The following is a 21,022-nucleotide window of genomic DNA, read 5'->3' on the forward strand; positions in this document are numbered from 1 at the left end:
TCTTAATTCGATAGTTGTTTAAATAATTCGTTGTAATAGTCACGCGACATTTCGACGCGCTCTTTTGCTTGCTCAATTAGTGACTCGTCGTACTCAATCTTGACTGACCTGATGCGTTTTTGTAGTGGTATTCGATTGACCAGCTCAACGTGCTCATACTCGTCATCGTTATAGCCAAGCAAGCTATGCGGAGTAGGTAGCAAAACAAAGTCCACGTAATGCACCTTTTTGCCCCACAACTCCATATAGACCTGACCTTGCCAATCGTAACCACCGTCTTTGACCTTTTGCACAGCGTCGTCATGTGTCCAGGGGAAGCTATCGATTGACCATGAACATTTGGTGTCTCGTATGCTATCGTCGGTCAGTAAGTCGCACTCACCGCTAAACCAGTCGTTACTTTTGCGCTCAGTGTTTTTGGTCAGCTTGACCGCTTTTAGCAGACTAACGGCTTTGATTGCATCATCTTCTAGCATCAAGCCTTTGTTAATCATCTTTGCGTCAATCTCACGGTGATAATCAAACACATCGAGCAAAACAGCATTGAGCACCACTTTTTTTGATGTTTTACCGAGCGTGGTCTTGTTCTGTAAGCGCGTCATCAATCCACCTAACGCGCTTGCTCTGCATTTGAAAGTCATGAGGCTAGTAACTCCTGTCTCTGCTCATTGCTGATGGTATAACCTGCACTACCATCTAGCACTGATCGCTTATCAAGATTGCCGTTTTCAATTGATGTTTTGACCGTTGCAAAAATATTAGGGTCGTCTGATATATCCATTTCAATCGCCGCTTGCTGTGGCTGATTGTCTGCATACTCATAAGACTGTTGACCATTAACATCACGAATGATTGCTTGGTCAGCTTGTACGGCCTCAGCCAATGTTGGTACGATTGACAATGGCGCTTGCTTACTTAGCAGCAGTTTTAGCACCGTTTTCTGAGCCATAGCCTCAAAGTTATCCTTCCAAACGCCATAGCCTTTTTTGAATGATTGGCTGTACTGTCCAGCATGGGAAGCCATTTCTTTATTGGTCATAGCTAAATGAGCCTCAAAGCCATTCAGCAGTTGGAAGTAGGCGATATAACCTGTGACCTCACCTTTTGGCTCTTTGGGTAAAAATGCAGTTAGGCGCTCATAGACTGATTGCTCGGTGTCACCTGAATACGTTTTGCAAGCACTGATGCGCTTAAACTGACCGCTACGCTGTGCAAGCTGAACAAAGCCCTTATAGCCCATCTGAAAGCTCGCTTGGCCTTTAAACGGTACGATGTAAGCAAAACCTAAATTGTCATTGATCGGTAGGTTAAGAGTGGCAGCCGTAACTACTGCGCCAAAAATACTTTCAGGTGATGCGTTTTGCAGTGCCTTGTTGCTATTGACTACCTGTAAGGCGCTTGTTAAAAATACGTCTTTTCGCTCCCCAAGCAATTCTTCTAACTTGCGCTGCACGCCTTGACCGTTCATATATGCTTTAATTGCTATTGCGTTACTCATAGTCTTATTCCTTATGAAATCTCATTTAAATAATCGATTAACTCACCAAACCCTTTGTACCATCTGCCCATGCGTTGCCATTTCTCACTGGTGGGGTAGTAGTTGATTGTGTGACCGGTTGGCGCTGTCAGTCTTATGTGATACAGATCATTGAAAGATTTAATATCAAGACTAAAGGCTGTCAGTTGGTCAAAGTCTCGCTGTCTTTTTGACAGCGGTACTGAGTGCTTTGCCATGTCAGCCTCCTATAAACCCACATCAGCGGCGGTCAGCGGTTCGCCTTTATGGTCGATAGGTACGGCGTACCGCCAAACCGTATCGCCACACACAAAGTCACCGTCGCTTGCAATACCCGTCACAACAACCGCTCTCTGATGAAACTCGGCAGTAGCATCGTTTTCGTCGCTAACTACAGCTAACACCCAATGCTTTCTACTTTTTAGATACCGGCATAAATCACTACCTGTCAGCTCTACCTTGTCACGCTCGATTAGCGAGTTTTGCCAGTTGGTTGTGTCGAATTTCAAGCTGCATAGCTTCATAGCACCTACTTGGTTGTACCAGCGGCCATCTATGTTTGAAACCTTGGGTGTGCTCTCGAAAAAATTAGTCTCGCCATCAAAATCAACTGCTAAAAACCGCCATTCTTTGGGTTGACCATCAAACACACTCTGATCTAACTGCTTTAGTTTTGGTTTTTTTAACCCAAGTCGTACAGCGTGTCTCTCTAACGACTCCTCCACAGCGACCGCATTTTCTGCACATTTAGCATCGTGCTCAGGGTCAGGTAGCGCGTGATTAAGCTCGGTCAGCATTTCATCTGCATAATCTCGCCATTCTTCCAACGCTTCAATTCGTCTTAATAACTCTCTTTTAGTAACTTTCATAACTCACCTTCCTTAATTCGTTTTAACGACTCATTCGCAGCCTTAACCGTTTTATACTGCTCAGACTGCAAGTATTCGTCCGTATAGCCTTGCTCAGTCGTCGGTTGCCACTCGTTGCTTACAAGTAGCTCACCGTCTATCTCGACCAACTGATAGGCTTTGTCGTCAACGATGACTGTTTCGGCTAGTGCCTGATGCGTAACAAACGCACCAAGACCAGCCCAAACTGCGATAAAGATGATTTGCTTCATGGCTGTACCTCGCTATTTGGCTTGTAAGGCACTCGGGTTTCGACGTAAGCGGTAAACTTAATATCAACACTAGGTACAGCTATTAAGTCCGATTTGCATTGATCGCAATTAACAAGCAACTCATCTTCGTCGTAAAAAACATCTGCATGGTCATGCATGTCTATTTCATAACCGCAGTTAGGGCAGTTAAATTTCATCTACGCCACCTCGCTTTCTTCGACCAACTCAACCGATACCAAATCGAGCTGTCTCTTGTAGTGACTGGTCAGCACGCTACGCGCTTGCATCTTGGTGTCAGCCTCTACGCGCTCAACCATCGTCACGCCTTTCATGATGTGTGTAATTTCAAATATCTTCATGACGCTCTCCTTATACTACGTAGTAGTCGTAAGCCGCTGGTCTGGCTGTGACAGTGTTTGTGATAACTTGCTTAATCAGCTCGATAATGCGCGGTCTGTCTGCGTCTGTTATTGTGTAGTTACCTTCGGTCTCGTAACCGTCAGCAGGGTCGTAAACATGGTCAACTGCTAGGTTGTTGATAGCATCTACTTCGACCCAACTGCTACCATCTACCATGACTAAGCCATTCCAACATTCGCCGCGTGTGCCATGCTCGCTAATGTCGGCATCAAAGTTAATCTTGATACCCATATCGCCTTTTATGACGTAAATCGCATTGCTTTCATGATCTGCGTCATTGTCTAATCTGATAATGTCTGTCATACTGTCCTCGCTTTGTTAAGTAAGCCCTGTATGTCTTTGGTCGGATTGCAGGGCTTTTTTACGTCTTGAATTTGGTATCGCTGCGTCGTCCGCGTTTTGCCTTGCGATGTGGTTATAATAGCAATACTATTAATAATAGTCAATAGCTCAACTATTAATTAGCAAAAATAAATAGCTAAACTACTATTATTTATTTTAGACAATAAAAAACCGCCTCGTAAGGCGGCTTAGTTATTGGGCTTTGCTACACAAGCAGCTTGCTGTACTCCACAGCTACACCGCAAATCTCAAAAGGCGCAAACCTGCTATCTATAATAGGGTAGTCCTCGTTTGATGGCACAAGCTCGCTATACTCCCTCCCTGTCTGCTCATCAAAACCTCTTGGCCGCCATTTTTTAAACGTGGTTGCATTCTCGCCTTTTTTAAGCGCTATTACAAAGTCACCCGCTTTTGGCTGCCTGCTTGGGCTGATTAAAACCATGTCCTTTGGGTAAAAATCCTTAATCATACTATCGCCCTCTATCACGACCCAGAAACAATCATCACCGTGTAGCTCTGCGTTATAGGGCACTCCTTCTTCAACAATCGCATCATCAAAATAATCACAAAACGAACCGGCTTGTACATAATTTAGTATCGGTGCTTTTTTAAACTTGGATTTTCCTTGCACCGTAAAGTTATCGCCACTCATTTGTTTGGCTAAAGACGGTGAGAAGTCCGACACTGGTACTTGTAGTGACTCAGCCAGTTTTATTGCGGACTCCAAGCTCAAAGCTGTACGACCATTTAAGAAGTGACCTACTGCGCCTTGTGTCCATCCGCAATCTGCTGCAATAGTTTCTTGGCTTATCTTCTTGCCTTTGTTGCGCGCCTCAATCTTTTTAGCCTCATAGATCGCCTTTAGTCTAGCAGCATCTTTTAGCTGCGCCTCTGTCAATCCAACCTTGCTCATAACGGATCCTTATTGATTTTTGCGTATTTTGTAATAGCTTTGCTATTAATACAAATACTGTAGCTATTGATTTAACATAATAGTGGTGCTATTATTAATACCTAAGATATTTATAGGGCAAACTTATGGACATCCTGACGCTAGAAAAAGCAGTAAGAATGTATAAGCAAGACCCACTTGCCGAGCTTTTAGGGGTAACGCAGGGCGCTGTCCAGCAAGCAAGTGGCAAAAATCGAAACATATTCATTGTGCAGGACGATGATGGCTATACAGCCTTTGAAATCAAACCTGCATTTAGAACCAATCCAAATATTAACGATATTAGTCAGCTCATCAGTAGCGGACTACAACCAGAGGAGGCTTAACCCATGTACGACAACCCAAGACACATCAAAGACCACAGGGTCAATGCTCGCTTTAATGATGACGAAATTGAAGCGATTTCACAGGTGGCTGGTTTGACTGGCTTGCAAAAAAGCACGCTAGTACGCCAAGCCACGCTTAGATTTATCGAGGAGCTTAGAGCTGAACTTAAAGGAGAGTTTGACCGAGATTACACAAACTTGAAAGACGCAGGTTAGCGAACTTTTGGTAACCAAAGAATAGGAGAGGCTTATGCCTGATAACGATCAGCCGTCTTTTAGCGAGGACGAGCTAGAGGATATCAAGCGAGCAGCAGAAATTATGGGTATGACAGTCGAGGAGCTTGTTAGTTATTCGGCAAATAGGTACGTCAAGCGCGTAAAGGAAGATGCTCGAAAACTAATTTATAACCCGAAATCGATAAAGATACTTAAATGATTTTCGGTAACCGAAAAGGAGCTAAAAGATGCAAGAGCAAGACATTCAGGCATGGGAGCGTGAGTTAAAACACTCTCAATTGATGCAAAAGCAGCGCGAAGGCTGGGACGGTAAGCGAGTCACATTTGCAGGCGGTAAAACTTACGATCTGCCAAAAACAACTAAGACAACCAAATGGAGTAACAAAAATGAAAAGTGAATATGACGCGATGCAATCACTCGCAGCAAGCAAAGAGCAAGCAATACAAGAATATATTGCAGACCGTAACGCTCAGACGCTACTAGATGAGCAGCTACGCAAAGAGCGTATGAACGAAATATTTTGGCGTGGCGTCATGCGTTTTATCACGCATATCACACTGGTATTAATCGTCGTTTACGCACTATTTCATTTTGCATAAGGGTTAATCATGGCAACGAGTCAATCAGAAATCGAGCAGCACATTAAGCAACACGGTATCAAACAGCTTACAAGTCAGGACAACACAGGTCTGTACTGCAACTCAAATCACTATACCAAAAGAACTAAGCAAATCGTGATTAGGCAGACAAAAGAATGGTCACGGACAAAGAAGGAGTGTAGGCCATGAAAATCACAAAACTAGATAACTTTGGCGAAGGTTTTACAGTTGCACCGCGCAGACCGCACAAAGGGGGTGCTACTCGCACAAAGGCGAAACCAAAGCAAGGCAAGAGCGCAGGTCGCTCAAAGGTCGCAAGCGATACGCCAACAGAGAAAGGGCAACGGATTTTCGAGCAGATGAAAAGAGATGGTTTTTACAATGTGGCTGATTTTGATATGTCGCTGTCTTACCTGAGCAACATCATGTCAAACATTCGCGAGATGGGTTATCAGATGAACAGCATAAGAGACGAAAAACATCGAGTAATCAGGTATGAGTTGGACAAGCAATAAAAAACGCTCTCAGTTCGCACCTGAGAGCGTCTCGAAAACTTAAACACAATCGGAGTATATACCTATGAGTAATACAAATCAAGAAAAATCATTTTACAGCAGTAGAGCTATAGCTAAGCACCAAGGCAAGCCGCACAGCTACATATTAAAAATTGTTAGAGATTTAATCTCACAAGACTTGCTAGTAAATACCGTATCTAGGATGTGGGTAAGCGAACAAAACCACCGTGAGTACGAGGAATTTATCTCAGTCCATGAAGATATGGAGTTGATTATATCAAAGGTGTATGTCAGGCCGCCGCCAAAAATTCACGGGTATAAGCGCAAAGAAATAACGTGGCAGTTAAGAAAAAAGGTTTTTGAGCGTGACGCATACCGATGCAAAGGCTGTGGTGATTGGCATGACCTATGTATCGATCACATTTTACCAGTCGCTAGAGGTGGCTGTAAGAACATAGAGAACTTACAAACACTTTGCCGATCATGTAACAGCAAGAAAGGCACCAAGACCATGGATGAGTGGTTGGAGGTGCGCAATGCAAACGATTAAGAGGCAGACAATGAAAGAGACAGGCTATACGCGAGTAGACAACAAGATATTTGACGCACAGCCGTTCTTATCGCCAGTCGCGTTTAGTGTGTTGATGCGAATGGTAAGGATGATTGATGGTTACGGCAATGACGAAAAAAGCCTATCAAACACGTTCCTACAGTCTAATTGCAACATGAGCAAAAACACAGTCTCAAAGGCCGTAAAAGAGTTAGTTGAGTTTGGTTTTTTGAACCAAAACGCACAGCAAAGAAAGACCGCTATTTACACTTTGAACTATGAAAATATCGCCGCTTTTAACGCTGAAAAACATGGTCAAAATTTAGCATCCCAAAATTTAGCATCCCAAAATATGACCATTAGGTTCCCAAAATATGACCCAGTTGTGTCCCAAAATTTGGGAAGTAATAAAGAAAAGAAAGAAAAACCTTTAAAGAAAAATATAGAAAAAAGTAAACCAAAAAAAGCTGCACCTAAATCTTACTCACCTGAAAAACCTGAATCGGTATCTGATCAGATTTGGAATGATTTGTTAATTCTCAGAAAAGACAAAAAGACATCCAACACTAAAACTGCTTGGACAACCATATTCAACGCACTGGAAAAAGCACAACAAGCAACTGGTCACACACTGGATCAAATAATTGCTTTTTGGATAAGCAAAGACTGGAAAGGGTTTAACGCTGATTGGTATCTAAACGCACAGCCAAAACCGCAGCAAACAAATTATCAGGGGGATAACAATGGAAACCATCAATCAGCTAACAGCCAACCTAAATCAAAAGCAGAACAGTACCGAGATATGCTCAACCAGCAATATGCAGAACGCTACGGGCAACCACAGCCAACCGAGCGAACAGTTAACTAGCTCAATCGCTGAAATGTTCGTTGGCTGGAAACGACTTTTTAAAAACAAAATCAAAGACGAGGATTGGGGTATAGATACCGTTTTTGATTGGGCGGAGATACTAACTGAGTTACAGATCACAAAAGCGGAGTTTGGTAAAGCAGAGCGAGCAGTGAAATTATCAGGTGGTTGGCCACCTAGTCACCCAGCGGACTTCTTAGCCCTAGGACGCACAGACACAGCAAGCAGCTATCCCGATATGCGCCAAGAGTACCTAGCAGCAGCACAAGGCATCTACAAGCACGAAGTTACGTTTGAGACAGCAAATCGAGTCGGTACCTGGGAGCTAAAGACACAGCCTGAGTCGATTAGCTACAAATCTTGGCAAAAGCATTACCCAGAGGTCTGCAAAGAGCATAGCGAGGGCAAGAGCTTCAAAGTGCCTGAGTCGCATCAGGTCGAATACAGCCACACAGCGTTACAACCTGATAGCCCAATGTCTGCCACAGTCGATGATTTTCTAAACCAGTTTAAGCGCAAGCATAGGGACGCGGTATGAGACAGATCACAATGCTCACAGAAAAAGACGGCAAGCTGTCCGGCGAGGTTTTAGAGGACGGCAAATACTGGCAGATACCAGCGTTTGAGTATAGCGGCCAGCACAAAGAGGCTGCGCTGCTAGAGAGATTGGATATTGTGCAGATTGAGGCGCAACTGGAAGCAGATATAGCAAGGGGTGAGCAAGCATGAAAAAACCAAAGGCGTTCAAGCCTAAATTCAACGGCAGCATGATTATATTTTTACATGATAACAACCCTGATTTTTTAGCATTTAGAGCGCAATTTACCGAGGACTGGCTGCAAGAGGGTAAATACACAGGTGGTAAGCGTTCGGAGATTATGGGGCGTAAGCGTAAGTTTCAAGTATCGGTACATATATTCGATAAAGACGGCTTTAAGTGTGGGGAGAATGAGCTGGTATTCAAAAGCAAGGGCGGCCAAAAGGATATATCAAAGACGATCTTTAAATTTGGTACTGAGCTGATTAATGAGATACGAGCAGAACACCCAGAGTATGACCTTGACTTGATTAACTCATTTGCCGAGGTGGTGGCATGAAAAACATCTACAACAAAAAGACCGTGCAGCGCATGGAGTGGGTCAAGGCGGACACGGTTGTTATTACATACGCGGACGGTACTAAGGAAACGATGAGTCGTAAAAGTTTTGAGCAGATTATTAAGGGGTGATTATGACCGGACTATCAGAACAACCAAAACTAGTACCAGCGAATCCAGTCAAATGTGCTCGATGCAATCAAGTCTTTGCATCAGGCTCGATTGACCATCTTTGCTTTGATAAAGACGGCAACTGTCAAATGTGCCAGGCCGAGCTAAGCGGTAAGTACGCAAACGGTCAGAGCAACGCTTTGGATGATTTGATTCGAGCAGCTAGAGATTTACGCCAAGCATTAAAGGATTATGAGGATAGCAACGACTGTGGAGAAATGTACTACGCAGAGCGAATTAGCGGCCCAGTCGATTTGCTCATTGATGCACTGAACAACTATGAGGGAGGCGGTAAGCAATGAGTATTGCAAAAATCGGTATCGATACAGGTGTCAAAACAGGCGTGGCGGTGTGGGAGGATGGTCAGTTAGCAGCAGTTGAGAGTATGACAATCACAAAGGCGATGGATTTTATATTAGGCCACTATCCGCGACCGCAGGATTGCAAGCTATACATCGAGGACGCGCGCAAGTGGATTGGATTCAACGGTAAGACCAAATCTACTCAATCAAGACTGCAAGGCGCAGGGAGTGTTAAGCGCGATGCAAAGATTTGGGAAGATTGGTGTAAAGAAAACGGTTATGAAGTGGTGTTTGTCAAGCCGATGGGTAAGGGGCTTAAAAAATCAGCGGATGAGTTTAAGCGCATCACAGGTTGGCAAGGTCGGACGAATGAACACGCTAGAGATGCAGCCATGATTGTGTATGGTCGATAAACACGCACAAAAACGCATCAAATCGGCTCAAGGTGAGCTTTAAGAGTTAGTTTGATGCAATGGGTGCTTGATGGGGCTAAAAGGGATTAAAACGGAGATTTGAAGGTGAATAAATACTGGTTGGGATTTTTGGTGTTTTCAATGATTTTTAATTCGCTGGGTTGGTGGGCAGCAGGTTACAACATTTACGCTTTTAACACTGGCATGAGTTTGATTTTGATAGCTAATGAGGTGCATAAGGGGTTACGGATATGAAATTAAGGCAGTGTGAAATTTGCAAATGTTACCTGACCGATGGTGAGGTTAATGCAAGCCAGTACGATAGATATTTAACGTGCTTCCAGCATAAATACGAGATAAAAGAACAGACCGCCTCACTTGACAAGCAAGAAATGAAATTAATGGATTGGGTTGATTTGGGGCGCAAAGACAATGACTAATCTCAAACTAAAACGACCAATCTTGATAGGCGACAAATCAACGCACAAGAAAGACAACACAGAATGCGAAATAACGTCCATTTGGATCAACACGCAAGGTCAAGCGGTTATTGAGTCGGTCGATGATAGAGGTGAGCTTAGCACGGACAGTGTGAGCAGCTTTATTAACAATTATCGAAAGGGGTAGGTTATGAGTGAGATTCAATGGGTCAATGACAAGCGAGTGAAGCCAAGTGTTGAGAAAGACATGGTAAACCATCCGCCACACTACAAGGATGCGAGCGGCATTGAGTGCATTGAGGTTACAAGTCAAGGACGCAAAGACGACGCACCAAAAGCCGTCCAAATCCTAAACGAAGCCGTACAAATAATGGCAGAGCGTGGCAAGTCTTACGACAAATCAGGCGGTGAAGCTGAACGCTCAATGCCAAAGATTGTAGCTATGTTTAACGCGCTGACAGGGCATGAATTGACACCAGAGCAAGGTTGGAAGTTTATGTGCTGTCTAAAGCTCGCAAGGTCGGAACAAGGCGAGTATCGAGAAGACAATTATCTTGATGGGGCGGCATACATGGCATTGGCAGGAGAGGAGGCAAGCGAGGCCGACGATGACTAAAAAAACATGGGTTGTTAAGACTGATGAACAGCGACTTAAGCACATGAGTTATCTAGCTAGCCGCTCACTACCTTACACGGCTACAGACGAGGACGGCGAAAAGGTAAAGCGCAGCACACCACAGAACAGCCTATTGCACCACTATCTAACCGAGGTGCATCAGCAAAAGCCACAGCACTCATACGAGGAGTACAGAGGGCTTTGCAAGTTGTTTTTTGGCGTACCGATACTTTGTGAAGATGACCATGAGTATGCGCAAGTCATGCAAGAGGAGTTTTACGCCAAGCTGTCTTACGAAATGCAGGTCAAGTACATGATGAAGCCGATAGACGTAGCTGTAACTCGCACCATGAATAAAGGGCAGATGCAAAGATATTTAGATGCTATTTACCATCATTTTACAGTCAATCGCGGTTTACGGCTAACACAGCCTAATGAGGGTATTTACTATGAGTAAGCTACGCAAAAGCGCACGAGGTCAGCAATGCACGTTAAGGCTCACAGGCTGTAACTACAATCCTGAGACAACGGTGCTCGCTCACATACGCATTAACAGTTTTTGCGGAATCGGACTTAAACCACCTGATTATATGGCGTGTTTTGCTTGCTCAAATTGTCACGACACGATAGACGGCAGGGTAAAGAGTGATAGCACATATCAGGATATTTTGAGGGCGCATTTTGAGACGATGCAGATTTGGGTTGATAATGGACTGATCGAGGTGGCTAAGTGACTGAGCTGGATATTAAAGACAAATTAGCAGCATGGGGCGCATGGAGTCGGTCGGATAGCAGCGGGCTTGGGTATATCAGCCCATGTTTGCTGATTATGCGGGGCAACGTAGCAGAGACATGCAGAGCGCCGAGAGCGCACTATATCAGCGATGATGAGGCGATGCTGATTGATGCTGCTATCAAGATGCTTAGACAGGACTATGAGGTGTTGTTCCAAATCGTCAGACGCAAATATTACCGATGCTGGACAGCTAAAGAGATAGCACAGCACTATCTAACAGACATTGAATATCCACGGCTGGCGCATTTAGATTGGGAGCATAAAGATAAAAAACGGTCAGACCACCGCCATGTCGGGTTGATGCTAAAAGAGGCTGAGCGCATGATTGAGCAGTATTTAGCGTAAGAGACTCCCGCAATACGCGGGATTTTTTTTGCATTTATTTTAAATTATTTTGCAAATAACACTTGACCAATTACCTAAAACTAGGTAATATAACCATATCAACAACGACAAGGCTATAGAGCCAGTCATCATCTAGGAGATACATTATGAAATCATTTATCTTTAAAGCAGCTCACCAACAAACCAAAAAAGTTATCCAAGCTGGCGACAACTACGCCGTGACTTTTGGCGCAGTGCTAAAAAACATCTACAAAACAGTTAAAGGCATCACTCAGCGCGTTGCACCGCTAATCGCTAAAGGCTTTGTTGAGTTTACTGTCGAGCATCGCACCACTGGCAACAAAGGCGGTTACTGCATGATGTTAAGCCAAGGCAACCAAGGTTATAACGTAACGCAGATTTTAAACAAGGCCACCAAAAGCACTGCTTATTACTTGACTCATGACGGACAAGCTAAGTCTTTTGGCGGTCAGTTGGCAGTCTTTATCATCCACAGCTTAATCAAAAAAGGCGCATAAGATGGACATTAAGCAATTAACCGAGGCGGGTCGCTTGCTATACGGCGACCAGTGGCAAAGCAACATGGCGCGAGATTTAAACATTGATAGCCGCCGTGTAAGACAGTGGCTCAGCGGCACAAGCCCTGTATCGCCTTGGGTGGCAACTGAGTTACAAGCACTATTAGATAAAAAGCAGTTTAATATCAATCAGTTTTTAGGATCAATCAATAAGGATGCTGACATGACAAACTTTATAAATAAATTGCAACCAAACACAGCTATGACCAATAAGGTAGCTCAAAATCCTAACAGCACCAAAGTTGCTGAGGCAGTGCAAGCACAACTAGAGAGTATTGTGATAGCTGCCTATAAAAACAATCTCTTTAAAATAGCAGGCATAGACGCAGATGGTAAAAAGCTCATTGAGTTTACCGCAGCAAAAGGCGATGATGGTTTGGCGTTTTGGTTTGGTGAGGATTGGCGCAGCAAAGTTACACGCATCGAGCGTATCGGCGATGCTGATGAGGTAGTAAAGATTGATGATATAGCTTAATGTGGCAGTCACTACAATATAATTTGACACTACCCAAAAAAATAGGTATATTTAGGGTACGCTGAACAGAATAGTGTAAAGCGACCAATAATACTCCTTACTTGCCCCAACTCATGAAGTTGGAAAATGCGAGTAAGGACAATACAACGCCTCATCATTAATTTGATGGGGCTTTTTTTATGTCTGAGATTTGGCAGGGATAGCATGATTGATTTAAGACAAGGCGATTGCTTAGAGCTGCTTAAAGATATTCCTGATGGTAGTGTTGATTTGACCGTCACAAGCCCACCTTACGATAATTTACGCACGTATAATGGCAACAATGACCAATGGTCTGCTGATGTTTGGCAGAAAGTTATAGCTGAATTATACCGTGTCACAAAAGATGGTGGTGTAGTCGTATGGGTAGTAGGTGATGCTACAATCAAAGGTAGCGAAACAGGCACGTCATTTAAGCAAGCGTTACATGCTATGGATTGCGGTTTTAATTTACATGACACGATGATTTTTCAGAAAAACGCAAGCCCGAGGGACACTAGAATACCTAGATATTGGCAGGGTTTTGAATACATGTTTGTATGGTCAAAGGGCAGGCCTAGCACCTTAAATTTCATCAGAGTACCGTGTCAGACGGCAGGCACAAAAAAGCGGTCATATATGCGTAAACCAGATGGAAGCATCAGAGAAGATAGAAAAAAACTGCTAACCAAGGTTAAAGACGATAAGCCTAGAGACAACGTGTGGAGGTATGGGACAGCGAGACATGAAATGCACCCAGCACCATTCCCCGAACAACTCGCCCACGACCACATTATTTCATGGAGCAACGAAGGTGATACAGTCCTAGACTGCTTCATGGGCAGCGGCACAACAGGCGCAATAGCTGTAAAGAATAACCGTAAGTTTATCGGTATTGAGCTAGACCCTGATTATTTCAAGATAGCTGAAAAACGAATTAACACAGCCGCCGAAAATGGCGGTTTTTTAATGTCCGATTAAATAGCAAGGGATGCTATGAGCAACTACGATAAATCACATGAGTGGGTTTATAACGAATACCACAAGACAGAGAACGTAATCACTAAGCGGTCTTACTTGGACATACTCAAGCGTCGAGCCAGTACGGGCAGTAAGAAGGCAGCTGAGTACGTTAGCTTGATAGAGCAATCATTGATTAGTAGATAACGAGGTGAGTTGTGAACAAGATATCAGACAAGCAAACGCTATATGTTGGTGAGTCATATTCTGATGTAGAACTGGAAACGATAAATAATAATGTTTATATATCTGATACGGCTGATGACGAGTGTGTGCATTTCCCTATTGAACGATGGGAAGATGTAAAGGCTGCTATCGACAAGATGGTCGAGCACAGACAGAAAGATTAAACCCTTTTGCCCACATTGATTGATGGGCTTTTTTTATATGAGCGCTGGAGGGTGCTATGACTAATGAAGCGCTCGACAGCGTTGTGAGTGAAGATATTAACAAAGGCGGCAGACCAACAATTTATAGCGAAGAATTAGCGCAAGTGATATGCGAATCACTAATGGTTGGAATGTCTTTACGCAAGATATGCGAGCTTGACGGTATGCCTGCTATATCTACTGTAATGCAGTGGTTAGCAAGCGGCAAAGATGGGTTTATGGAACAGTACGCGCACGCAAGGCAAGTGCAAGCTGAGTATCTGCTTGATGAATTGATTGATATTGCTGACGATTCAGCAGATGACTACGAGATTGTGAATGGCGAAGAAAGACTGAATCAAGAACATATCCAACGAGCTAAACTGCGTATTGATACGCGCAAATGGAATATCGAAAAGCTAGCGCCCAAACGTTATGGATCTAAGCAACAGATTGAAAGTAATGTAAATCTAAGCGTAAGCAATCTAACCGACGATGAACTGGATGCTCAAATAGCGGCGCTAAACAATGGCAACTCGTGATGATAAACTGAAACTCCTCAAGTTGCTTGAAGAAAAGCGACGCAGAGAGCGAGTGTATCGCTACAAGACATTTGGTGAGCGGCTATATCCAATTCAGCGAGAGCTTTTACAATGCACTAAGACCTATACGCAAGTTTGCTTTATGGCAGCTAACCGAGTTGGCAAGACCATGACGGGGACGTATATTGATGCTATCCATGCATTGGGGCAATACCCCGACTGGTGGGACGGTCACGCATTTGACCATGCACCGCTTCTATGGCTGCTTGGTTATTCTGGCGAAAAGTGCCGCGACCTTTTGCAAAAACCTATCTTTGGTATTCGCAAAGAAAATGAATGGGTAGGTGGCTTGATTCCGCCCGAGTACATACTTGACCATGAGTCGATGACTGGCACACCTAATGCTATGCGTACAGTGTACGTGAGGCATGGCGGTGGTGGTGATGTTCAGCATCAAACAGCGGCGGTGCAGTTATGGTCATACAGTCAAGGTCAGCACGCTTTGATGGGTGATAATGTTGATTGGTTTCACATCGATGAAGAACCAAAAGACCCTAATATTTACCCACAGGTCTTAACTCGCACAGCAACGGGCGATAACGGCAAAGGCGGTCGAGGCATCTTGACGTTTACGCCTGAGAATGGGCGTACTGACTTGGTTATTCAGTTTATGGATGATCCAGCCGACGGACAAATCATGCTCAATGCTGGTTGGGATGATGCGCCGCATTTGGACGATCGAGCCAAGAAAACACTACTTGAATCATTCCCAGCTCACCAACGTGATATGCGTACTAAGGGTATTCCAATGCTAGGACATGGCCGTATTTATGACTTGGGTGAAGAATTTATCACTTGTGATCCGTTTGAGATACCTAATCACTTTATGCTAATTGATGGCATGGATTTTGGTTGGGACCATCCACAAGCGCAAGTGCAGTTAGCTATTGACCTTGATAACGATATTATTTACGTCACTCACGCTTGGAAACAAAGGCAAGTTACACCAAGCGAAGCATGGACAGCGACAAAGAAATGGGCTGATGGCGTGCCTACCGCATGGCCATTAGATGGCTTGCAGTCTGAGAAAAGCTCAGGCAATCAACAGAAAAAGTCTTATGACGATGTTGGTTTTGACTTGCTGCCTACTTACGCTAAGTGGCCTGATAATACAAACGGCGTAGAGATAGGCTTGCTTGAGATATTGTTACTGATGAAAAGTGGCAAGTTTAAGGTGTTTAATACTCTGAGAGAATGGCTTAATGAGTTTTTGCAATATCATCGCGACGAAAAAGGCAAGATTGTAAAGACTGGTGACGATTTGATGGACGCCACGCGCTACGCATACATGATGCGGAATCACGCCATACAAAAAGGGTTGATTGGTGAGCCTGAACCTGCGCCAGCACCTATCCCCACAGTTAAAAACTATTGGTAATAAACTATGAGCAAGCAAAACGACAAATTGCATCAACGCTTGCTTGAGCGTATCGATGCAGACTACAGCCAATCGCACGACAATCAACGCCAGTCTTATGATGACCGGCGTTTTTGTTTTGTGCAGGGAGCGCAGTGGGATGGCGACATTGGCAGACAGTTTGAGGGCCGTCCAAAGTTTGAGTTTAACAAAATTCAGCTATCAGTCATTCGTATCTACAATGAATGGGCTAAAAACCGCTTTACCGTTGAATTTAGACCGCAGAACAATGCAGCCGATACAGATACAGCCGATAACTTGCAAGAGTTATTCAGAGCCGATGAGCGCGATAGTAACGCCGATGAAGCTTACTCTACTGCTTTCATGGAAGGTATTAGTGGCGGTATCGGCGCAATCTTACTTGAGGCTAAGTATGATGATGAAGATGGTGACGATGACGAGTATCAGCGCATACGCATCAAGCCAATATTTGAAGCTGACACGATGGTCTATTGGGATAGCAATGCGCGTCGCTACGACAAAGCAGATGCTAAGCACGTAACGATTGTGACCGCAATGTCAAAGGCTCAGTTTGAGTCTAAGTACAATAAAGACGTTTCGAGCTTTGACGACTTACAAGGCTACCGCTTTGATTGGCGTGACGGTGACAATGTGCGAGTCGCTGAGCATTACGAGCTGACAGAGCGCAAAGTTGAGGTTACTAAACTATCCCATCCGCAAGGTGGCGAACCAGTTAAGCTCTACGAGGATGACGAGGATTTTGACCAGCAGCTAAGCGATTATCTAGCACAAGGCTATGAGATTGATTTTGCTAAAAAGGTTAAGCGTAAAGAGGTTAAAGGTTATGTATTAAGCGGTGATGGCATTGTCGAAAAATTAGGCGTGATAGCAGGTGAGTATTTGCCCGTAGCGCCGTTCTACGGCAAGCGTATGTATGTTAGTGGTCGAGAGGTCACACAAGGCCATGTAGGGCTGTCTCGTGACGCTCAGATAGCATTTAACCTTAAAATGTCTGGCTTAATTGACTTAGCAAGTCGTCCGCAAGACGAAACGCCTATTTTTACACCAGCACAGGTCAAGGGTCATGAGGGGCAATGGGCAAGCAAAGAAGTAGAGCGCAAGCCATACTTAACGATTAATCCGACTAAAGACGCGCAAGGCAATGTTATTGGAGTAGGGCCACAAGCCTACACCAAAGCGCCAGTGATACCGCAAGCGATGGGCGCATTGATTGAATCAAGCGGTGCGTTAATTGGCGAACTGACAGGCAACCAGTCAAACGGTGAGCAGTTAGTCAGCAACGTATCGACCGAAGCGGTTGAGATGGTGCAAGACAAGGTTGACGCGCAAGCATATATCTATCTTGATAACTTTGCTAAGACGATTGCCCATGTTGGGCGCATTTGGCTATCAATGGCTCAAGTGGTTTACGATGAAGAAAGCCGCGAAATGTCAGGTGTTAGCCATGACGATACTGATAGCAAGGTTGTGATCAACAAGCCGACTATTAAAGATGGTCAGCTTGCTTATGAGAATGACATACAAGGCGGCAAGTACAAAGTAACAGTCGATGTCGGTGAGGCGTTTAGCACGCAGCGCGATAAGACAATCAAGCGCATGATTGAGATGCTACCGCTTGCTTCAGATCCGCAAGACTCTAAGGTTCTTTACAACACCATCTTAGCTAATCAGGACGGTGAGGGCACACACGACCTTAGTCGTTATGCTCGCAAGAATCTCATTAACATGGGAGTTACAGAGCCTGATGAGCAAGAGCAGAAAGAGATGCAAGCCGCGCAACAAGCAGCAGCTAATCAGCCGCCTGATGCACAGACGCAATATTTTGAGGCAGAGGCAGCGAAAGCACTTGCAAGCGCAGAGAAAGCGAAAGCTGACACGCAAAAAACACTTGCAGAGGTTGACGAGACTCGCGCTGATACGGCTAAGACGCTCTACGAGATGCAACAGCAGTTTGAGCAATCACAAGCAGCACAGCAACAAGCTATGCAGCAAATGCTTATGATGCTCACAACTATGCAGCAATCACAGCAGCAGAATGAGCAGCAGATTAAGAAAGAAGTGACACCACAAGAGCAGCCTGATATGCAGCAACTAGCAGCTACGGCAGCTATGCAAGAAGGTATGCCACCAATGGAGGGTATGTGATGAAAGAGTTAACCAAAGCGGTTATAGAAAACAACAATCAGTTACTTGTGCAAGTAGCTGATTTGATGAGTAAGTATGATAGCGCTGATGGTAAATCCGCCCTTGGCGAGTGTATGGCGTTAATGGTTAGAGCTAACTCTCAAGTTTTCGCTAAAGACTTACAGGAGATTATCAACGCATCTAATCTTGGCGGTGCTAAATAAAACTAATCCTACTGCTACTTGCTGATAAGTTCTTACGGTACATGGATAAGAAAGCTAATGCTCGTAAGGCTGAATTAGCCAATGGCAAAGACGCTGATATGCTATAATAACTCTATAAAATAAGGAGTTATTTATGCAAAAAGACTGCGCTTATAGTTGCGATATTTTAGATGATGGCAGTTATCGTGTTGCTATCACAATCGATGGCGATTATTCAAAAATAGTTAGTTACGGGGAAACGCAGGACATAGCGGAATCTAATGCAAAAAAAATTATTGCTAAGATAGAACGCTTGAATTCTATGCGCGTTGATTTCAACTAAACAAACCAACCCAACCAAACAAAGCTCACTTCGGTGGGCTTTTTTATTGCCTAAATTTTAACAACAGCCACCAGATGCTATAAATCTGAGGAGATACCAAAGTGAGTGATTTTGACGACAACCAAGACTATCAAGAAGATACCCCGCAAGTCGAAGATAACGAGGTCATCGATGACGAGCAGGATATTGAAGATAGTCAAGACGATGAGCAAGATGCCGACGGTGAAGAAGCCGAAAGCCAAGATGATAGCGCCGATGACTCAGACGACTCAGATGACGCGCTTGATTTTAGCTTTGATGATGACGGTGATAGCAGCGACCCTTTCAGGGGACAAGAAGCGCCCGAGTGGGTGAAGAAAGTCCGAGAGGAAAACCGCGAGCTTAAACGTCAATTAAAGCAGCGTGAAGCACAGCAAATGCCGCAACAAGTGTTACGCGAGAAGCCAACGCTTGATGACCATGACTATGACAGTGATGCGTTTGAACAAGACTACGCGCAGTGGCTACAAGAAAAGCAGCAGGTTGATGCACAGGTACAAGCCGAGCGGCAAAAGTACCAACAGTATCATGAGCGCTATAAAGCCGATGTTGACGCAATTAAGGCAAAAGCACCGGATTATGACGAGGTAGAGCTATCCGTCGTTGATGTGCTGTCTGAGCAAAAACAAGGCTTGCTGCAAATGCTGGTCGATAACCCTGCCAAAGTGGTTTATGCACTTGGTAAAAACTCACCGGCACAACTGGAGCGATTATCGAAACTTGATGACGTTCAGTTTACAAAGCAAATCGTCTTGATGGAGCAGCAAATGACGTCAAAAGCAAAATCACGTAACCCAAACAAGCCAAAGCCCAAAACGCATGAGCTGGAAGGCTCAGCGGGTGGTGCTGACGCAGAGTTAGAAAAACTTGAAGCGCAAGCGGACAAGACGGGCGACCGTTCAGCCGTCATTGCATACAAACGAAAAATGCGTAATAAATAAACTTTTAAGGAGCCTCAAATGGCTGGTAAGTTAACAAAACAAGAGATTGTCGCTTTTGACCAAGTTGTCGAAGGCTTTGAGGAGGCGCTTGTCTATACGCAGGCTGCTAAAATTTATCGATTCCCTGATGGGCGTACTGCGCTACGTGGTAATGATACCGTATGGCGCATGATGCCAAAGCAGGCAATCTCGCAAGAGGGCTTGAATCAAACTGGCAACTTTGAAACGCCAAGCGAAATGGCTGCACCAGTTACTGTTGACCGCAACCGATCAGTGCCGTTCTTGATTCGCCCAGGTGAAAACCGTGACCAAAGTTTCATGAGTGAATGGGGTGAGGCTGCCAAGATTGAGTTAGCAAGCAAGGTTAATGATGCTTTACGTCGTGAGGCTGCTTACTACTCGTCTAACGTCAATATCCGATCAGGTGCGCCTACCGGGTTTAAAGATGTGGCAACAATGAAGGCTATGCTTGACCGTCAAGGTGTGCGCGGTACTGGTCGCCAAGCATTCTATTCATCTACCGCCATGATTGATATGTCGGACAACCTTGCAAGTCGTCAGACACTAAACGGCAAGACGTTGACCGCATACGAAGAAGCCTATGTGAATAAGATTGCAGGCATCTCGGTTCACACTGATGATTCGCCTATTCAGCTTGAAGGGTCTGATGTGGTTGGTGCAACGGTCTCAGGCGCTAATCAGCGTCATGTGCCAATGGCCACCAAGAAAAACAACATCAACGGTACTGAGACTAACGTCGATAACCGTTCAATGGTGTTAAATGTCGCTAAAACTAGCGGCGCATTCAAAGCAGGTGATGCGTTCACCATTGCAGGCGTTTACGCTGCTCATCATCAAAACAAAAACAACACGGGCGACTTAAAAACCTTCCGAGTTATTGATGTTGTGTCAGACACGCAGATTGAGATTATCCCTGCTATCGTTGCACCTGACGCGGAGCTTGTAACCATCTCGGAGCTTGCTTATCAAAACGTATCAGCAACGCCTGCCGATGGCGCAGCAATCACCATGCTGAACAAGGTAACGACGGACATTAACACTGTGTTTGTTAAAGACGCGCTTGAGATTATCCCATCAACACTTGGTTTAAGCGCGGAAGATGGTTGGTTCACAACCAAAGCCACCTTGCCTAACGGTATTGAGATTGCATACAGCCGTCAAGGTGATATCAACGACCTGAGCGTAAAAGCTCGTTACGATATTACGTTTGGCACAGCAATGCTCAACCCTGAAATGGCAGGCATCCAGTTATTTAATCAAGGTTAG

At 44.6% G+C, this 21,022-nt stretch carries 39 protein-coding genes; 30 read left to right on the top strand and 9 right to left on the bottom strand.

Annotated features, from left to right (window positions below; translation table 11 throughout):
* Window positions 1-2 precede the first annotated feature (2 nt).
* The 9 genes from B3V51_RS03095 to B3V51_RS03135 all read right to left on the bottom strand — a co-directional run bounded on the left by B3V51_RS03095 (window position 3) and on the right by B3V51_RS03135 (window position 4,311).
* Entirely contained in the window at window positions 3-641 is a 639-nt protein-coding gene (locus tag B3V51_RS03095; RefSeq protein WP_286707943.1) for a hypothetical protein, read from the bottom strand.
* A complete protein-coding gene (locus tag B3V51_RS03100; protein ID WP_286707944.1) occupies window positions 638-1,498 on the bottom strand; it encodes a recombinase RecT in 861 nt (286 codons plus the stop codon). The genes B3V51_RS03095 and B3V51_RS03100 overlap by 4 nt, the downstream gene beginning before the upstream one ends.
* An 11-nt stretch (window positions 1,499-1,509) precedes the next feature.
* Complete coding sequence (locus B3V51_RS03105) at window positions 1,510-1,734, bottom strand: hypothetical protein (RefSeq protein ID WP_286707945.1); 225 nt, start codon at window positions 1,732-1,734, stop codon at window positions 1,510-1,512.
* A gap of 9 nt (window positions 1,735-1,743) precedes the next feature.
* Complete coding sequence (locus B3V51_RS03110) at window positions 1,744-2,385, bottom strand: hypothetical protein (protein ID WP_286707946.1); 642 nt, start codon at window positions 2,383-2,385, stop codon at window positions 1,744-1,746.
* Window positions 2,382-2,636, bottom strand: a complete 255-nt coding sequence (locus tag B3V51_RS03115; RefSeq protein ID WP_286707947.1) for a hypothetical protein — start codon at window positions 2,634-2,636, stop codon at window positions 2,382-2,384. The genes B3V51_RS03110 and B3V51_RS03115 overlap by 4 nt, the downstream gene beginning before the upstream one ends.
* On the bottom strand, window positions 2,633-2,833 hold the full coding sequence (locus B3V51_RS03120) for a hypothetical protein (protein ID WP_286707948.1): 201 nt from the start codon (window positions 2,831-2,833) through the stop codon (window positions 2,633-2,635). The genes B3V51_RS03115 and B3V51_RS03120 overlap by 4 nt, the downstream gene beginning before the upstream one ends.
* A complete protein-coding gene (locus tag B3V51_RS03125; protein WP_286707949.1) occupies window positions 2,834-2,995 on the bottom strand; it encodes a hypothetical protein in 162 nt (53 codons plus the stop codon).
* A gap of 10 nt (window positions 2,996-3,005) precedes the next feature.
* Complete coding sequence (locus B3V51_RS03130; protein WP_286707950.1) at window positions 3,006-3,359, bottom strand: hypothetical protein; 354 nt, start codon at window positions 3,357-3,359, stop codon at window positions 3,006-3,008.
* A gap of 244 nt (window positions 3,360-3,603) precedes the next feature.
* Window positions 3,604-4,311, bottom strand: coding sequence for a LexA family protein (locus tag B3V51_RS03135; protein ID WP_286707951.1), 708 nt, complete (start codon window positions 4,309-4,311; stop codon window positions 3,604-3,606).
* Between the two features lie 125 nt (window positions 4,312-4,436).
* On the opposite strand from B3V51_RS03135, the gene B3V51_RS03140 reads away from it, so the two are divergent.
* The 30 genes from B3V51_RS03140 (at window position 4,437) to B3V51_RS03285 (ending at window position 21,022) form a co-directional block, all read left to right on the top strand.
* A complete protein-coding gene (locus tag B3V51_RS03140; protein ID WP_286707952.1) occupies window positions 4,437-4,676 on the top strand; it encodes a hypothetical protein in 240 nt (79 codons plus the stop codon).
* A gap of 3 nt (window positions 4,677-4,679) precedes the next feature.
* On the top strand, window positions 4,680-4,892 hold the full coding sequence (locus B3V51_RS03145; RefSeq protein ID WP_286707953.1) for a hypothetical protein: 213 nt from the start codon (window positions 4,680-4,682) through the stop codon (window positions 4,890-4,892).
* Between the two features lie 34 nt (window positions 4,893-4,926).
* Complete coding sequence (locus B3V51_RS03150) at window positions 4,927-5,112, top strand: hypothetical protein (protein WP_286707954.1); 186 nt, start codon at window positions 4,927-4,929, stop codon at window positions 5,110-5,112.
* Window positions 5,113-5,140: 28 nt separating this feature from the next.
* Window positions 5,141-5,311 carry a hypothetical protein gene (locus B3V51_RS03155; RefSeq protein ID WP_286707955.1) on the top strand — a complete coding sequence of 57 codons (171 nt, stop codon included), beginning with the start codon at window positions 5,141-5,143 and terminating at the stop codon, window positions 5,309-5,311.
* On the top strand, window positions 5,301-5,513 hold the full coding sequence (locus tag B3V51_RS03160) for a hypothetical protein (protein WP_286707956.1): 213 nt from the start codon (window positions 5,301-5,303) through the stop codon (window positions 5,511-5,513). Before B3V51_RS03155 ends, B3V51_RS03160 begins: the two co-directional genes overlap by 11 nt.
* A 185-nt stretch (window positions 5,514-5,698) precedes the next feature.
* The gene (locus tag B3V51_RS03165; protein ID WP_286707957.1) at window positions 5,699-6,028 is read left to right on the top strand and encodes a hypothetical protein; all 330 of its coding nucleotides are present in this window, start codon (window positions 5,699-5,701) and stop codon (window positions 6,026-6,028) included.
* Between the two features lie 64 nt (window positions 6,029-6,092).
* A complete protein-coding gene (locus B3V51_RS03170; protein ID WP_286707958.1) occupies window positions 6,093-6,578 on the top strand; it encodes an HNH endonuclease in 486 nt (161 codons plus the stop codon).
* Window positions 6,579-6,588: 10 nt separating this feature from the next.
* Complete coding sequence (locus tag B3V51_RS03175; RefSeq protein WP_286707959.1) at window positions 6,589-7,446, top strand: replication protein; 858 nt, start codon at window positions 6,589-6,591, stop codon at window positions 7,444-7,446.
* Window positions 7,397-7,984, top strand: coding sequence for a hypothetical protein (locus B3V51_RS03180; RefSeq protein ID WP_286707960.1), 588 nt, complete (start codon window positions 7,397-7,399; stop codon window positions 7,982-7,984). The genes B3V51_RS03175 and B3V51_RS03180 overlap by 50 nt, the downstream gene beginning before the upstream one ends.
* Window positions 7,981-8,175: a hypothetical protein gene (locus B3V51_RS03185; RefSeq protein ID WP_286707961.1), complete on the top strand. Its 195-nt coding sequence runs from the start codon at window positions 7,981-7,983 to the stop codon at window positions 8,173-8,175. The genes B3V51_RS03180 and B3V51_RS03185 overlap by 4 nt, the downstream gene beginning before the upstream one ends.
* Window positions 8,172-8,543: a hypothetical protein gene (locus tag B3V51_RS03190; protein WP_286707962.1), complete on the top strand. Its 372-nt coding sequence runs from the start codon at window positions 8,172-8,174 to the stop codon at window positions 8,541-8,543. Before B3V51_RS03185 ends, B3V51_RS03190 begins: the two co-directional genes overlap by 4 nt.
* On the top strand, window positions 8,540-8,674 hold the full coding sequence (locus tag B3V51_RS03195) for a hypothetical protein (protein WP_286707963.1): 135 nt from the start codon (window positions 8,540-8,542) through the stop codon (window positions 8,672-8,674). The genes B3V51_RS03190 and B3V51_RS03195 overlap by 4 nt, the downstream gene beginning before the upstream one ends.
* 2 nt (window positions 8,675-8,676) lie before the next feature.
* Window positions 8,677-9,015: a hypothetical protein gene (locus tag B3V51_RS03200; protein ID WP_286707964.1), complete on the top strand. Its 339-nt coding sequence runs from the start codon at window positions 8,677-8,679 to the stop codon at window positions 9,013-9,015.
* Window positions 9,012-9,428 carry a hypothetical protein gene (locus B3V51_RS03205; RefSeq protein ID WP_286707965.1) on the top strand — a complete coding sequence of 139 codons (417 nt, stop codon included), beginning with the start codon at window positions 9,012-9,014 and terminating at the stop codon, window positions 9,426-9,428. The genes B3V51_RS03200 and B3V51_RS03205 overlap by 4 nt, the downstream gene beginning before the upstream one ends.
* A 432-nt stretch (window positions 9,429-9,860) precedes the next feature.
* Window positions 9,861-10,055: a hypothetical protein gene (locus tag B3V51_RS03210; protein ID WP_286707966.1), complete on the top strand. Its 195-nt coding sequence runs from the start codon at window positions 9,861-9,863 to the stop codon at window positions 10,053-10,055.
* 3 nt (window positions 10,056-10,058) lie between these two features.
* Window positions 10,059-10,484 carry a DUF6378 domain-containing protein gene (locus tag B3V51_RS03215; RefSeq protein WP_286707967.1) on the top strand — a complete coding sequence of 142 codons (426 nt, stop codon included), beginning with the start codon at window positions 10,059-10,061 and terminating at the stop codon, window positions 10,482-10,484.
* Window positions 10,477-10,941: a hypothetical protein gene (locus B3V51_RS03220; RefSeq protein WP_286707968.1), complete on the top strand. Its 465-nt coding sequence runs from the start codon at window positions 10,477-10,479 to the stop codon at window positions 10,939-10,941. Before B3V51_RS03215 ends, B3V51_RS03220 begins: the two co-directional genes overlap by 8 nt.
* A complete protein-coding gene (locus tag B3V51_RS12875; RefSeq protein ID WP_286707969.1) occupies window positions 10,934-11,218 on the top strand; it encodes a nuclease domain-containing protein in 285 nt (94 codons plus the stop codon). Before B3V51_RS03220 ends, B3V51_RS12875 begins: the two co-directional genes overlap by 8 nt.
* Window positions 11,215-11,625, top strand: coding sequence for an antiterminator Q family protein (locus B3V51_RS03230; RefSeq protein ID WP_286707970.1), 411 nt, complete (start codon window positions 11,215-11,217; stop codon window positions 11,623-11,625). Before B3V51_RS12875 ends, B3V51_RS03230 begins: the two co-directional genes overlap by 4 nt.
* A gap of 146 nt (window positions 11,626-11,771) precedes the next feature.
* A complete protein-coding gene (locus B3V51_RS03235) occupies window positions 11,772-12,143 on the top strand; it encodes a hypothetical protein (RefSeq protein WP_286707971.1) in 372 nt (123 codons plus the stop codon).
* Between the two features lies 1 nt (window position 12,144).
* Complete coding sequence (locus tag B3V51_RS03240) at window positions 12,145-12,678, top strand: hypothetical protein (protein ID WP_286707972.1); 534 nt, start codon at window positions 12,145-12,147, stop codon at window positions 12,676-12,678.
* Between the two features lie 204 nt (window positions 12,679-12,882).
* Complete coding sequence (locus B3V51_RS03245) at window positions 12,883-13,677, top strand: DNA-methyltransferase (protein WP_286707973.1); 795 nt, start codon at window positions 12,883-12,885, stop codon at window positions 13,675-13,677.
* 197 nt (window positions 13,678-13,874) lie between these two features.
* The gene (locus tag B3V51_RS03250) at window positions 13,875-14,066 is read left to right on the top strand and encodes a hypothetical protein (RefSeq protein WP_286707974.1); all 192 of its coding nucleotides are present in this window, start codon (window positions 13,875-13,877) and stop codon (window positions 14,064-14,066) included.
* Window positions 14,067-14,122: 56 nt separating this feature from the next.
* A complete protein-coding gene (locus tag B3V51_RS03255) occupies window positions 14,123-14,626 on the top strand; it encodes a hypothetical protein (RefSeq protein ID WP_286707975.1) in 504 nt (167 codons plus the stop codon).
* Between the two features lie 142 nt (window positions 14,627-14,768).
* A complete protein-coding gene (locus B3V51_RS03260; RefSeq protein WP_286707976.1) occupies window positions 14,769-16,064 on the top strand; it encodes a terminase large subunit domain-containing protein in 1,296 nt (431 codons plus the stop codon).
* A gap of 6 nt (window positions 16,065-16,070) precedes the next feature.
* Entirely contained in the window at window positions 16,071-18,230 is a 2,160-nt protein-coding gene (locus B3V51_RS03265) for a portal protein (protein WP_286707977.1), read from the top strand.
* On the top strand, window positions 18,230-18,433 hold the full coding sequence (locus B3V51_RS03270; protein WP_286707978.1) for a hypothetical protein: 204 nt from the start codon (window positions 18,230-18,232) through the stop codon (window positions 18,431-18,433). Before B3V51_RS03265 ends, B3V51_RS03270 begins: the two co-directional genes overlap by 1 nt.
* 133 nt (window positions 18,434-18,566) lie before the next feature.
* Entirely contained in the window at window positions 18,567-18,755 is a 189-nt protein-coding gene (locus tag B3V51_RS03275; protein WP_286707979.1) for a hypothetical protein, read from the top strand.
* A gap of 101 nt (window positions 18,756-18,856) precedes the next feature.
* The gene (locus B3V51_RS03280) at window positions 18,857-19,735 is read left to right on the top strand and encodes a hypothetical protein (RefSeq protein WP_286707980.1); all 879 of its coding nucleotides are present in this window, start codon (window positions 18,857-18,859) and stop codon (window positions 19,733-19,735) included.
* 18 nt (window positions 19,736-19,753) lie between these two features.
* A complete protein-coding gene (locus B3V51_RS03285; protein WP_286707981.1) occupies window positions 19,754-21,022 on the top strand; it encodes a P22 phage major capsid protein family protein in 1,269 nt (422 codons plus the stop codon).

It is taken from the genome of Psychrobacter sp. UBA2514, assembly GCF_002341255.1.
GTDB classification, from domain to species: domain Bacteria; phylum Pseudomonadota; class Gammaproteobacteria; order Pseudomonadales; family Moraxellaceae; genus Psychrobacter; species Psychrobacter pacificensis.

What these genes read in the sequence shown, in the direction of transcription:
- B3V51_RS03110 (WP_286707946.1), bottom strand. Translation starts at nt 2,385, where the DNA reads ATGAAAGTTACTAAAAGAGAGTTATTAAGACGAATTGAAGCGTTGGAA.
- B3V51_RS03275 (WP_286707979.1), top strand. Translation starts at nt 18,567, where the DNA reads ATGCAAAAAGACTGCGCTTATAGTTGCGATATTTTAGATGATGGCAGT.
- B3V51_RS03285 (WP_286707981.1), top strand. Translation starts at nt 19,754, where the DNA reads ATGGCTGGTAAGTTAACAAAACAAGAGATTGTCGCTTTTGACCAAGTT.
- B3V51_RS03155 (WP_286707955.1), top strand. Translation starts at nt 5,141, where the DNA reads ATGCAAGAGCAAGACATTCAGGCATGGGAGCGTGAGTTAAAACACTCT.
- B3V51_RS03235 (WP_286707971.1), top strand. Translation starts at nt 11,772, where the DNA reads ATGAAATCATTTATCTTTAAAGCAGCTCACCAACAAACCAAAAAAGTT.
- B3V51_RS12875 (WP_286707969.1), top strand. Translation starts at nt 10,934, where the DNA reads ATGAGTAAGCTACGCAAAAGCGCACGAGGTCAGCAATGCACGTTAAGG.
- B3V51_RS03145 (WP_286707953.1), top strand. Translation starts at nt 4,680, where the DNA reads ATGTACGACAACCCAAGACACATCAAAGACCACAGGGTCAATGCTCGC.
- B3V51_RS03170 (WP_286707958.1), top strand. Translation starts at nt 6,093, where the DNA reads ATGAGTAATACAAATCAAGAAAAATCATTTTACAGCAGTAGAGCTATA.
- B3V51_RS03125 (WP_286707949.1), bottom strand. Translation starts at nt 2,995, where the DNA reads ATGAAGATATTTGAAATTACACACATCATGAAAGGCGTGACGATGGTT.
- B3V51_RS03185 (WP_286707961.1), top strand. Translation starts at nt 7,981, where the DNA reads ATGAGACAGATCACAATGCTCACAGAAAAAGACGGCAAGCTGTCCGGC.
- B3V51_RS03180 (WP_286707960.1), top strand. Translation starts at nt 7,397, where the DNA reads ATGCAGAACGCTACGGGCAACCACAGCCAACCGAGCGAACAGTTAACT.
- B3V51_RS03115 (WP_286707947.1), bottom strand. Translation starts at nt 2,636, where the DNA reads ATGAAGCAAATCATCTTTATCGCAGTTTGGGCTGGTCTTGGTGCGTTT.
- B3V51_RS03270 (WP_286707978.1), top strand. Translation starts at nt 18,230, where the DNA reads ATGAAAGAGTTAACCAAAGCGGTTATAGAAAACAACAATCAGTTACTT.
- B3V51_RS03255 (WP_286707975.1), top strand. Translation starts at nt 14,123, where the DNA reads ATGACTAATGAAGCGCTCGACAGCGTTGTGAGTGAAGATATTAACAAA.
- B3V51_RS03100 (WP_286707944.1), bottom strand. Translation starts at nt 1,498, where the DNA reads ATGAGTAACGCAATAGCAATTAAAGCATATATGAACGGTCAAGGCGTG.
- B3V51_RS03105 (WP_286707945.1), bottom strand. Translation starts at nt 1,734, where the DNA reads ATGGCAAAGCACTCAGTACCGCTGTCAAAAAGACAGCGAGACTTTGAC.
- B3V51_RS03210 (WP_286707966.1), top strand. Translation starts at nt 9,861, where the DNA reads ATGACTAATCTCAAACTAAAACGACCAATCTTGATAGGCGACAAATCA.
- B3V51_RS03135 (WP_286707951.1), bottom strand. Translation starts at nt 4,311, where the DNA reads ATGAGCAAGGTTGGATTGACAGAGGCGCAGCTAAAAGATGCTGCTAGA.
- B3V51_RS03190 (WP_286707962.1), top strand. Translation starts at nt 8,172, where the DNA reads ATGAAAAAACCAAAGGCGTTCAAGCCTAAATTCAACGGCAGCATGATT.
- B3V51_RS03265 (WP_286707977.1), top strand. Translation starts at nt 16,071, where the DNA reads ATGAGCAAGCAAAACGACAAATTGCATCAACGCTTGCTTGAGCGTATC.
- B3V51_RS03220 (WP_286707968.1), top strand. Translation starts at nt 10,477, where the DNA reads ATGACTAAAAAAACATGGGTTGTTAAGACTGATGAACAGCGACTTAAG.
- B3V51_RS03175 (WP_286707959.1), top strand. Translation starts at nt 6,589, where the DNA reads ATGAAAGAGACAGGCTATACGCGAGTAGACAACAAGATATTTGACGCA.
- B3V51_RS03215 (WP_286707967.1), top strand. Translation starts at nt 10,059, where the DNA reads ATGAGTGAGATTCAATGGGTCAATGACAAGCGAGTGAAGCCAAGTGTT.
- B3V51_RS03165 (WP_286707957.1), top strand. Translation starts at nt 5,699, where the DNA reads ATGAAAATCACAAAACTAGATAACTTTGGCGAAGGTTTTACAGTTGCA.
- B3V51_RS03120 (WP_286707948.1), bottom strand. Translation starts at nt 2,833, where the DNA reads ATGAAATTTAACTGCCCTAACTGCGGTTATGAAATAGACATGCATGAC.
- B3V51_RS03240 (WP_286707972.1), top strand. Translation starts at nt 12,145, where the DNA reads ATGGACATTAAGCAATTAACCGAGGCGGGTCGCTTGCTATACGGCGAC.
- B3V51_RS03260 (WP_286707976.1), top strand. Translation starts at nt 14,769, where the DNA reads ATGGCAGCTAACCGAGTTGGCAAGACCATGACGGGGACGTATATTGAT.
- B3V51_RS03160 (WP_286707956.1), top strand. Translation starts at nt 5,301, where the DNA reads ATGAAAAGTGAATATGACGCGATGCAATCACTCGCAGCAAGCAAAGAG.
- B3V51_RS03095 (WP_286707943.1), bottom strand. Translation starts at nt 641, where the DNA reads ATGACTTTCAAATGCAGAGCAAGCGCGTTAGGTGGATTGATGACGCGC.
- B3V51_RS03195 (WP_286707963.1), top strand. Translation starts at nt 8,540, where the DNA reads ATGAAAAACATCTACAACAAAAAGACCGTGCAGCGCATGGAGTGGGTC.
- B3V51_RS03205 (WP_286707965.1), top strand. Translation starts at nt 9,012, where the DNA reads ATGAGTATTGCAAAAATCGGTATCGATACAGGTGTCAAAACAGGCGTG.
- B3V51_RS03150 (WP_286707954.1), top strand. Translation starts at nt 4,927, where the DNA reads ATGCCTGATAACGATCAGCCGTCTTTTAGCGAGGACGAGCTAGAGGAT.
- B3V51_RS03140 (WP_286707952.1), top strand. Translation starts at nt 4,437, where the DNA reads ATGGACATCCTGACGCTAGAAAAAGCAGTAAGAATGTATAAGCAAGAC.
- B3V51_RS03200 (WP_286707964.1), top strand. Translation starts at nt 8,677, where the DNA reads ATGACCGGACTATCAGAACAACCAAAACTAGTACCAGCGAATCCAGTC.
- B3V51_RS03245 (WP_286707973.1), top strand. Translation starts at nt 12,883, where the DNA reads ATGATTGATTTAAGACAAGGCGATTGCTTAGAGCTGCTTAAAGATATT.
- B3V51_RS03130 (WP_286707950.1), bottom strand. Translation starts at nt 3,359, where the DNA reads ATGACAGACATTATCAGATTAGACAATGACGCAGATCATGAAAGCAAT.